The organism is Sabulicella rubraurantiaca (assembly GCF_017355885.1).
Classification (GTDB): Bacteria; Pseudomonadota; Alphaproteobacteria; order Acetobacterales; family Acetobacteraceae; genus Roseococcus; species Roseococcus rubraurantiacus.
In genome coordinates, this window is sequence record NZ_JAFEUU010000023.1 from 41,305 (window position 1) to 49,478 (window position 8,174).

Below are 8,174 nucleotides of genomic sequence, written 5' to 3' on the forward strand. Positions count from 1 at the left end.
GAGGAGAAGTTCATGCTGAAAGGAAAAGTCGCCGTCGTGACGGGCGGCGGGCGGGACGTGGGGCGCGCGATCGCGCTGGCGCTCGCCGGTGAAGGGGCGTCGGTTGCCGTCAATTATCGCCACTCCGCCGAGGAGGCCGAGGCAGTTGTGCGGGAGATCACTGCCGCGGGCGGTCGTGCCGTTGCTGTGCAAGCGGACGTGACCGACTACCCGGCAGTCCAGGCCATGATGAGACGCGTGGCGGAGGAGATGGGCGGGATCGATATCCTTGTAAACAACGCGGGGATCGCCCTTCGGCAGCGCTTTCTCGAGACCGGCCCCACAGAGTGGAAGTCGCAGATCGACGCGTGCCTCTATGGCGCGATCCACTGCTGCCATGCGGCGGGGCCCATGATCGAGGCACGCAAGAATGGGCGTATCATCTCGCTCGTGGGCGACAGCTCGCGCGTCGGGGAGTCCGGGCTTGCCATCGTTGCGGCGGCACGCGGCGGCACGATCGCACTCATGAAATCCTTGGCGCGGGAGATGGGACGGTCAGGCACCACCTGCAACACGGTGAGCCTTGGCCTCATCGAGACGCAGCACTCCGACAAGGCGTGGCTGGAGGCGAACCGCGAGAAGCTCGTGAAGCTCTACTCCATCCGGCGCCTTGGCACACCCGAGGACGTGGCGCCGACTGTCCTTCATCTCGCCTCACCTGGCGCAGCCTGGGTCACGGGCCAAGTGATCAGCGTCAGTGGCGGTTTCAGTATGGTCGGCTGAGCCCCTCCACGAATAGGCAATGCTCTAAGGCTGAATGCCGCAACAAGCGGGGTCCGCACCCCGCCTGCTTTGGACTTCGAGGACGTGACTGACAGGAAGTCCTCGCTCCAAGAACCCGCTTCAGAATGGAGACCGAATGGCCGAGACGGGAGGAAAGCGGGTCTACACCTCATACCTTCTCAGCCCGGGCCAGAGCGAGACCCAACCCTTGGACTACACACGCCGCTCATGGACGACGCGCTTGTCGCCCATGAAGCGCGGCGTGGGGCGCAGCGCGAGGCCGAGCAGATCCTCAAGCCCGAAGGGGGCCGCGACTTCGCAGCCGTCCGGCCCGCGCCGCCGGGCGGTAACCGCCGTGGCGGTCTCGGGCCAGCCGCGCATGGCCTCCACTGCCGAGGCGTAGGGCGCGTCGCCGTTGCGTAGGTGCATCCGCGCTTGGTTTTTCACGGACCATGCGGCCGCGGGCTCCGCGGCCCGCAACGCCACCTCAAGCTGGCGGTCGGTGCTCACGTCGGCCTGGACAGTATCGTGTCAGATGACGTCGATGTCGCCGGTTGGGGGCAAGGGGGCCCGTCCGTGCAGATGGTCCCACACGGCGTTACGGACGAAGCCCGCCCCGATCCAGCAGTCTGTGAGGCCAAGGGCAGCGACCAAACCCAAGAGCCTCCAGCGGAGCGGATCCGCGCGTAGAACAGAACTGACGCGAGCGGCAGTATCCATCGCTGGACTTTACAGGCAGCGGAGATCGCAGGGAATGTCAGCGGAGGGACGGAGGCGGATGTTCCGGCGTCAGTCTGAAGCAGGCTCTAAGAGTAGGGGGCTCACAAAAACGCGTATCTGCTCACGGCTTCGGTTCGTTTTGCGGCAAGCTTTAGAGCCGGGCGCCACACCCGGCCCTTTTTGCTGCGAAGAGCTAAATTTACGCGATTTTCCTCCCCGGAGATTCTTTACGATTTGATCTGCATGAATCTTTCCACTCTTCCCGTGAAGAGAGCGCAAAAGTAGACGCTGATCAGGGTTTACTGCTGTGTCCGAGCGGGCATTAAGATAGCGCTTGCCAATCATCCGTATGATTGATCTCCGACCAAGCACGGCGCTTTGCCTCGACCGGGGTCCATGCCCGGCTCATTAGCCGCGTCGGCCCATCGGCGCTGGCGCAGACCGAGCATGGGCTGCCCCTTCGAGTTGCGATAGGCCCACATCTGGCTCGCGGCCCCGCGCCAGCGCCCCTCGCGCAGCACCCACAGCAGCGCCTTCCTCCTTGCAGAAGGCCGTTACCGGTGACGCAGGAGATTTGAGCCTTGCGTAATCCGCCAGAAGGCTTGCCCCATAGCGCTTCGGCAGGGCGTCAAAGACCTCTCAAGACTTGCTGCGGTTATGTCACTGCGGGGCAGCAGCCTGCCGACCTTCTTGAGAGGCTTGCGAGACGAGGGGCGCGGGCTCGCAGGATGAGGCGAGTTCGGCGCGCACTTCCTCCATCACCTCATCGGTCTGCCCTTCGAGGGCGATGAGGCGATTGTGCGCGCCCTCGGTGGCCCGGATCAATTCATCCAGCTTCAACTGGATGGCCTGGGTATCGCGGTTCTGGGCATTCTGGATCAGGAACACCATCAGAAAGGTGACGATGGTTGTGCCCGTGTTGATCACAAGCTGCCACGCATCGCTGTACTCAAAGATCGGTCCAGTCAAAGCCCAAACCAGGACGGTGCCAACGGCCAGGAAGAAGACCCAAGGGCGTCCGGTCTCATGAGCGGTGCGCTGCGCGAGCTGCGCAAAAAAATTCTGCACGTCCATGGCCGTTGAACGCTTTTCGGTACATTGGGCGTCAACCTTGCGACAATTTCATGGATCGTCGGACTGGGCCCCATCTCTCAAATTGCCAACGCCCCGGCTAGAAAAAGACCAGAAAATGATAGCGAATTAAATGATGCTCCATCACAAGAAACCAATCTCCAAGCTCGGCCCAAGGCTTATCAATGGCGCGCTGCAAAGCAGAACACGGACATTGACCCGTGTTAATCCAGCCATATTTGGGGGATGAGAGTTTGCAGCCTTGCCTCGAATGACTTGAACAACACGGGCCGCATTCTGCGTAGGAGTGATTTCCATGTCAGATCATGAAGTTGAATCCAAATCCCGGCCGCGCGGGCGCGAGGCGGGACACGAAGGCACACAAGCCGCCGACCGAGTGATGGCTGCGCTCCAGGAGATGGGTGTCGGGCAGTTGCGCCAGATCATCAGCACGGCGGAAGGCTTGATCCAGCGGAAGAGCGAGGACGAGAAGAGATCCCTGAAGGAGGAGATCGAGCGCCAGGCCGCCGATCTGGGCATCAGCCTTCGCGATCTCTTTGGCGAACCCGTCCAGGCGGCCGGCCGTGGTCGGGGAAGGTCTGGCAGGAAAGCCGGATCCGAGGGGCCTGCGCCGAAGTACCGGGGACCGGGCGGGGAGCTTTGGAGCGGAGGCAGTTAAGCCAGGAAAGAGAAAGGGCCTCCGGGGATCCCCGGAAGCCCTCGAAACGCCAGGGTTTCCTGGCGCACTCAGTCAGCAAACTCGCCGTTCGCCGTGATGGCAGGGCTCTAAAACGTGTGACGGACCCAGTCCGGCCTCGTTCAGCTCCAGAAGCTAATGATGAACGCAAGCTCGACGGCAGAGAGGTAGTTGGCGGCAAGAATGAGGAAGCCTCGGACAGCAAGCGTTTGATCAGGCAGAACCCTAACAGTACCCTTCTTGCTGCTCAACGACGGCGTCCCTCCATCTCGTAGGTGCAGTGGTCGTGCGTGTAGCGCAGCCTGTAGGCATTGCCCGTTATGCGTCCTTGGCTCGAGGGAGGCCTGAAGAGTGTTTCGCGCCCACTCCAGCGCAGGGCGCTGAGGTCGCCGTCGGAGCCAACCGGCCCCTCGATCGCGTTCGACGTTAGCGCGATGCGCGCTTGACCGCCTCTCACCACCATCGCCACTGCCTCGCCGGTCGCATCGCCACAATACCGCGGCCCTTCGACGACGCGCCCGCTCCCCGAGTAGATGCCGTCGAAGGGAGAGCCACCCCCGCTCGGGCCGTCCGGCGCGCACGCAACAAGGGTCAGCAGGATCCCGGCAGCTAGCAACCGCAGCATGGCTTCTCTCCTTCCGGCGAGAGTTATTGCTACCGCTTTCGACCACGTCTCCGTTATCCGGCGCTCGTTGGAGCGTACCGCAAGCACGCAGGGCTGCTCGCGGCTTTTCAGCTCCACTCACAGCTGCTTGTCCGACACGTCGCCCCGCTGTCCTCAAGTCTAGGCTGCGCGCGCGGCCTTGCGTCGGTGTGCCATGCCAAGGCCGAGCAGGCCGACCCCGAACAGCAGTGCGGTCGCCGGTTCTGGAACTGCGACCGGGGCGGCCAGTGCCCGGATGTTGTCGACGCCAAGCACGCCCGCGATCGGGTCAGCTTGGTCGGCGCCAACGCTGTGGATGATGCGCAGAATCGTCACTCCACTCAGCAGCTGGGTCGGGTCTCCAATCGTGGGCGCGAGCGACGTCGCTGATAGCGGGAACACCACGCGCGTCCAGGCGCCGCCCGCCGGGAGTTGCGCCCCCGAGAGCGTGACCGCCTCGTCGGTCGGCGGCGCCTGCACTGGGTTCTCCAAAAGCAGGCGCACGACGAGATCCGCGGCACCCAGGTTGCGGAGGTCCATCTCGATGGCGCCCACGCCCGCTGCCGCGTAATCGCCGGCCCACTGCGCCGCGTTGAGAGCCACGAGCCGACTGCCAGGCCCGCTGCCGCCGTTGGCAGTGAGCTGCAGGTATGCATCTCCAGCTCCGGTAGGTCCGCCGTCCGCCACGACTTGCGGTGGTACCGGCGGCATTTGGCCAAACGGGCCAAGGCCTGCGAACCAACCGCTCGTCGTGCCACTCTCGAATGTGTCGACCTGACCGATGACCGGAGCCGCCTGAGCGGGATCAGGCGGGAGCGCAAGGGCAACCGCCAGTGGCACCGCCGCGGCAAGGAGGAGCCAGCTGTGGCGCGCACGCCGTGAAAGCGTCGGATAGCACATATGCAAATCTCCCCAGCTCATCCGGCAAGGAGAAGTCACGCACAAACGGGACCCGAAATGCAATGATGCCTGATGGGGCTTCCTGCATATATCTTGGCGCGACAGATCGGATTGCCCTGGCGTGATGGGTGCGTCCGCGCCTTCCGGGGCGCGGACGCCCGGTGCGGTCGGTGTAATACGGCGAAGCCTCGATGGCGTGCGATGCGCTCGTGAATGTCAAAGTGACGCTCGTCGCGGGGCCTACCTGCCAGTTTTCGGCGGAGGCCAGTTCTTCACCCTGACGACGAACTTGAAATGCTTGCCTTTGCTGTCTTCGAAGTTTGTGTATCCGTTGTAGACTCCATTCGCCCGCAGGAAGGCCTTGAGCTGGCCTCCCTGCGACAGGCTTTCTTCGGCGACCAAATGCCCAATCCACGCAGAGTAGGTGTTCTCCTTGGTGCAAAAGAATGGGTATTCGTCGCGGTGAAGCCGCTTACCGTTGATCGCCGGAACGTGCCCCTCGGGGCAGGACATCACCTGCTTCCGTCGGTTTTGGTCCTTTTCCGGGTCGTAAGTAAGGACGTCTGGCCAGCCAGCCTGCTGCGCATGCCAGATGTTCTCAGCGAGGGTTCTGTCGGCCCTTCCGTCGACCTCGAACACGGGCAGGCTCTGCTTGCGGCTCCGCCTCGCCGCTGAAGTGTGCGCCAAGGAACCCCGAGAGGAACTATGTCCGGCAGTAGGTCAAGCTCAACGAGGCGGAAGAGCGCCTTCGGTCAAACAGCCCGGTAAGCCGATGTGCGTGCATCACTGCCCGCTCGGGTGACTAACCGGTGCGTACGGCACGAAGCGCAACCAAGCAGCGCTGGCGAGACCCATCCCGCATTCGCGCCATCCCTAAGGCAGCGCGTATGGCGGCGGGGTCGCTCGGCTTCTCATACAAGAGGGCGCCGCGAAAGGCGGGGGCGTGGGCGCCGCGGTTGTAGCCGGCGCAGAAGACAAGCGGGATGCCGCGACGCCTGAGGGCATCGGCCACGGGATAGACGCTTTCCGCCCCCAGCTTCACGTCGAGCACGGCCGCATCGATGCGCCCACTGCGCGCGACAAGGCGCAGAGCCGCGCTGAGCGTGGCAACGGGGCCTAGAACCTTGACGCCAACGTGTTCCAGCTCTTCAGCCAGATCGCGGGCAATGAGGTACTCATCCTCGACGACCAGGATAGCTCGCCGCATCAGCATTCCAATTTGGGATATGGTGGTGCCTCCGGTTGCTTCCTGAGATTTCAGGCCGAAATCATGCCAAGGCATCTAGATCGCCTTCGTCACGAACCTATAGGTTGCTAGGCTGTGGACGGCGAAGCCGGGGCCTCATGGGTACCTATTCGGTCCATGCACGGCTACCCGGCTACTGGTAACGAGCCCTGAGGAGAACTGTGGCTTTGAGGCGAGATGGAGGAAGGGACCGCAAGTCCCGTGGCAGAGGCCGATCCGAGGACGAGGGCTTTGGGGGCGTGTGGTCGCCTCCCCGCGATGCCGGCCGCGGCGCGTCAGCCTACTCTCCTGCAGGCTTTGGCCCGGAGAGCGAGGCGACCGTCAAATGGTTCAACGCCGAGAAGGGCTTCGGCTTCGTCGAGATCGCGGGCGGCGGTGGCGATGCCTTCCTCCACGCGAGCGTCCTGGAGCGAGCCGGCACCAAGCAGGTCGAGCCTGGAGCCGTTCTGCGGGTCCGGACAGGTCCAGGCCAGAAGGGGCTGCAGGTCACTGAGGTGCTCAGTGTTGCCGAGGGAGCCTCACCGCGTGGCGGAGAGCGTCCGCCACCCCGCTCCAGGGACCCACGCCCCTCGATGCCGCCCTCGGGCGAGGCTCAGGAGATGCAGGGAACCGTGAAGTGGTACGATCCTGCGAAGGGCTTCGGGTTCGTGGCGCCAGCGGATGGCGGGAAGGACGTGTTCGTACATGCCACCGCTCTCGAGCGAAGCGGCCTGCAGTCGCTGAGCGAGGGGCAAAGCGTCCGGATGCAGGTCGTGCAGGGGCGCAGAGGACCTGAGGCTTCCACGATCTCCTCCGATTAGGAGAGCGGGGATAGCGAAACGCCTTGGTACGCTAAGACCGTCCAGGCGGGATGTTTGCCGATTGATGGGGAGCAGTGATGCGGAAGCCGAACTACGGAATGGAACGCAAGGACCGCGAGCGCGCCAAGCAGACCAAGGCCGCGGCGAAGGCGGACAAGCGTGCGGCAAGGAGCGTGGCTGGTCGGGAGACAGCAGCCCCTTCGGCAGGAGAGCGCTTTGATCTCGCTGAGGATGCAAGAGCAAAACTGGATGGGTCAGCGAGCGACTGAGGCGCGCTCCAGCGCCGATTTCACCGTCCTAGGCCCACATGACCGATTGATGAGGGTCCCATGGTGATCTTCTTGGAAGGCGAGCCCGAGCTAGGTTGAGCCAGTAGACCTGGCGCGCGGTGAGTTCAAAGCAACCTTACTCATTGGCTACCGTAACGGTGCCCCTAGGCGGTGGGTGCCGTTTCCGCCGGACTTTGGACTATCCACACTTCGCGCAGGTCCTCAGTCCGCGTCGATCGCGCATCGGCTCAATAACATAGCCACAGCGCAGGCAATTCGCCCCGTCGTCGTTCGCGTCAAATGGGTTGGCAACGTGTCGCGATGCAGCCCGCTGCTTAGGGCGCGGGTCCAGTGCCAGCGGCTCGATGGGCTGCGCCATTTCGCCTGACGTAGCCAGCACTGGTTCGCTTTCAGATTTATTCGGCGTTGGCGTCCACATCGGCATGATGTGAGCGACCGCATCCCTCTTCCCAGCTTCAGCGGGCTCTTGCGGTGAGGAGGGTATGGACTTGGTGGGAGACCCCTCTTTCCATGTCTGCGCCGGGCCCCTGTGACCGTTTCCATCAGAACACGTTGAACTCGAAGCTGCGCTTCTGGATGGTAAACGCACCACCTCCACGGCTCGGATGCCAGCCGCGTGACCCTTGCGCGGAATACTCATGACTTCGCGCTGCTCGCTGCCAGCGAGCTTTCCTCCGCCCAGACGGGCGAAGACATGGTCGATGTCAGACATAGATCTCCAGATGCTTCAGTGGGTTCGGCTTCCGACAGCCGCGGAGGCGTCAGTGTCAGTGAAAGCTTGTGCAACGGGAACGCCCATGGCCATCAATAGGCTGAACCTCAACGCTGGCTTTCGCCATGAAATTCGCGCCTCTAGTGCACCTGAATGATGCGTAATCCAAGCAATGCTGCAACAAGCCACGCCTCAGACCCCGACTTATACCAAGTCTCGGTGAGGCTGACTCACGAGGGGGCTTCCCCGACGCGGCCCGGATCTGATTCAAGGTGCGGAGCAACGGAGCCTTGCCATGGGTCAGCCGCTTCCCCTTCGTCTTGACTACGATGC

9 protein-coding genes and 1 pseudogene are annotated in these 8,174 nt (G+C 63.3%); 4 read left to right on the forward strand and 6 right to left on the reverse strand.

All coding sequences use genetic code 11. The features are described from left to right. Positions 1–12: 12 nt before the first annotated feature. Positions 13–762, forward strand: a complete 750-nt coding sequence (locus JTJ31_RS22465; RefSeq protein ID WP_207540984.1) for an SDR family NAD(P)-dependent oxidoreductase — start codon at positions 13–15, stop codon at positions 760–762. Between the two features lie 213 nt (positions 763–975). On the opposite strand, the pseudogene JTJ31_RS22470 reads toward JTJ31_RS22465, so the two are convergent. Both JTJ31_RS22470 and JTJ31_RS22475 read right to left on the reverse strand, forming a co-directional pair. Next, a pseudogene (locus tag JTJ31_RS22470) lies at positions 976–1,482 on the reverse strand (nucleotidyltransferase family protein). Positions 1,483–2,142: 660 nt separating this feature from the next. After that, on the reverse strand, positions 2,143–2,556 hold the full coding sequence (locus JTJ31_RS22475; protein ID WP_207540985.1) for a low affinity iron permease family protein: 414 nt from the start codon (positions 2,554–2,556) through the stop codon (positions 2,143–2,145). Positions 2,557–2,869: 313 nt separating this feature from the next. Between JTJ31_RS22475 and JTJ31_RS22480 the strand changes: the two genes are divergently transcribed. Beyond that, a complete protein-coding gene (locus JTJ31_RS22480; protein WP_207540986.1) occupies positions 2,870–3,232 on the forward strand; it encodes an H-NS family nucleoid-associated regulatory protein in 363 nt (120 codons plus the stop codon). A gap of 265 nt (positions 3,233–3,497) precedes the next feature. Here the strand turns inward: JTJ31_RS22480 and JTJ31_RS22485 are convergent, their stop codons facing one another. From JTJ31_RS22485 to JTJ31_RS22500, 4 genes are all read right to left on the reverse strand, one after another. After that, positions 3,498–3,992, reverse strand: a complete 495-nt coding sequence (locus tag JTJ31_RS22485; protein WP_207540987.1) for a hypothetical protein — start codon at positions 3,990–3,992, stop codon at positions 3,498–3,500. Between the two features lie 42 nt (positions 3,993–4,034). Continuing rightward, positions 4,035–4,496 (reverse strand): PEP-CTERM sorting domain-containing protein, encoded by a 462-nt coding sequence (locus JTJ31_RS22490; RefSeq protein WP_207540988.1) that lies wholly within the window; start codon positions 4,494–4,496, stop codon positions 4,035–4,037. Positions 4,497–5,033: 537 nt separating this feature from the next. Beyond that, a complete protein-coding gene (locus tag JTJ31_RS22495) occupies positions 5,034–5,432 on the reverse strand; it encodes a NucA/NucB deoxyribonuclease domain-containing protein (RefSeq protein WP_207540989.1) in 399 nt (132 codons plus the stop codon). Positions 5,433–5,595: 163 nt separating this feature from the next. After that, positions 5,596–6,075, reverse strand: coding sequence for a response regulator (locus JTJ31_RS22500; protein ID WP_207540990.1), 480 nt, complete (start codon positions 6,073–6,075; stop codon positions 5,596–5,598). A gap of 203 nt (positions 6,076–6,278) precedes the next feature. Between JTJ31_RS22500 and JTJ31_RS25275 the strand changes: the two genes are divergently transcribed. Both JTJ31_RS25275 and JTJ31_RS22510 read left to right on the forward strand, forming a co-directional pair. After that, positions 6,279–6,839 carry a cold-shock protein gene (locus tag JTJ31_RS25275; protein ID WP_328805803.1) on the forward strand — a complete coding sequence of 187 codons (561 nt, stop codon included), beginning with the start codon at positions 6,279–6,281 and terminating at the stop codon, positions 6,837–6,839. A gap of 77 nt (positions 6,840–6,916) precedes the next feature. Beyond that, positions 6,917–7,108, forward strand: coding sequence for a hypothetical protein (locus JTJ31_RS22510; RefSeq protein ID WP_207540992.1), 192 nt, complete (start codon positions 6,917–6,919; stop codon positions 7,106–7,108). Positions 7,109–8,174 lie beyond the last annotated feature (1,066 nt).

What these genes read in the sequence shown, in the direction of transcription:
- JTJ31_RS22465 (WP_207540984.1), top strand. Translation starts at nt 13, where the DNA reads ATGCTGAAAGGAAAAGTCGCCGTCGTGACGGGCGGCGGGCGGGACGTG.
- JTJ31_RS22475 (WP_207540985.1), bottom strand. Translation starts at nt 2,556, where the DNA reads ATGGACGTGCAGAATTTTTTTGCGCAGCTCGCGCAGCGCACCGCTCAT.
- JTJ31_RS22480 (WP_207540986.1), top strand. Translation starts at nt 2,870, where the DNA reads ATGTCAGATCATGAAGTTGAATCCAAATCCCGGCCGCGCGGGCGCGAG.
- JTJ31_RS22500 (WP_207540990.1), bottom strand. Translation starts at nt 6,075, where the DNA reads ATGCCTTGGCATGATTTCGGCCTGAAATCTCAGGAAGCAACCGGAGGC.
- JTJ31_RS22510 (WP_207540992.1), top strand. Translation starts at nt 6,917, where the DNA reads ATGCGGAAGCCGAACTACGGAATGGAACGCAAGGACCGCGAGCGCGCC.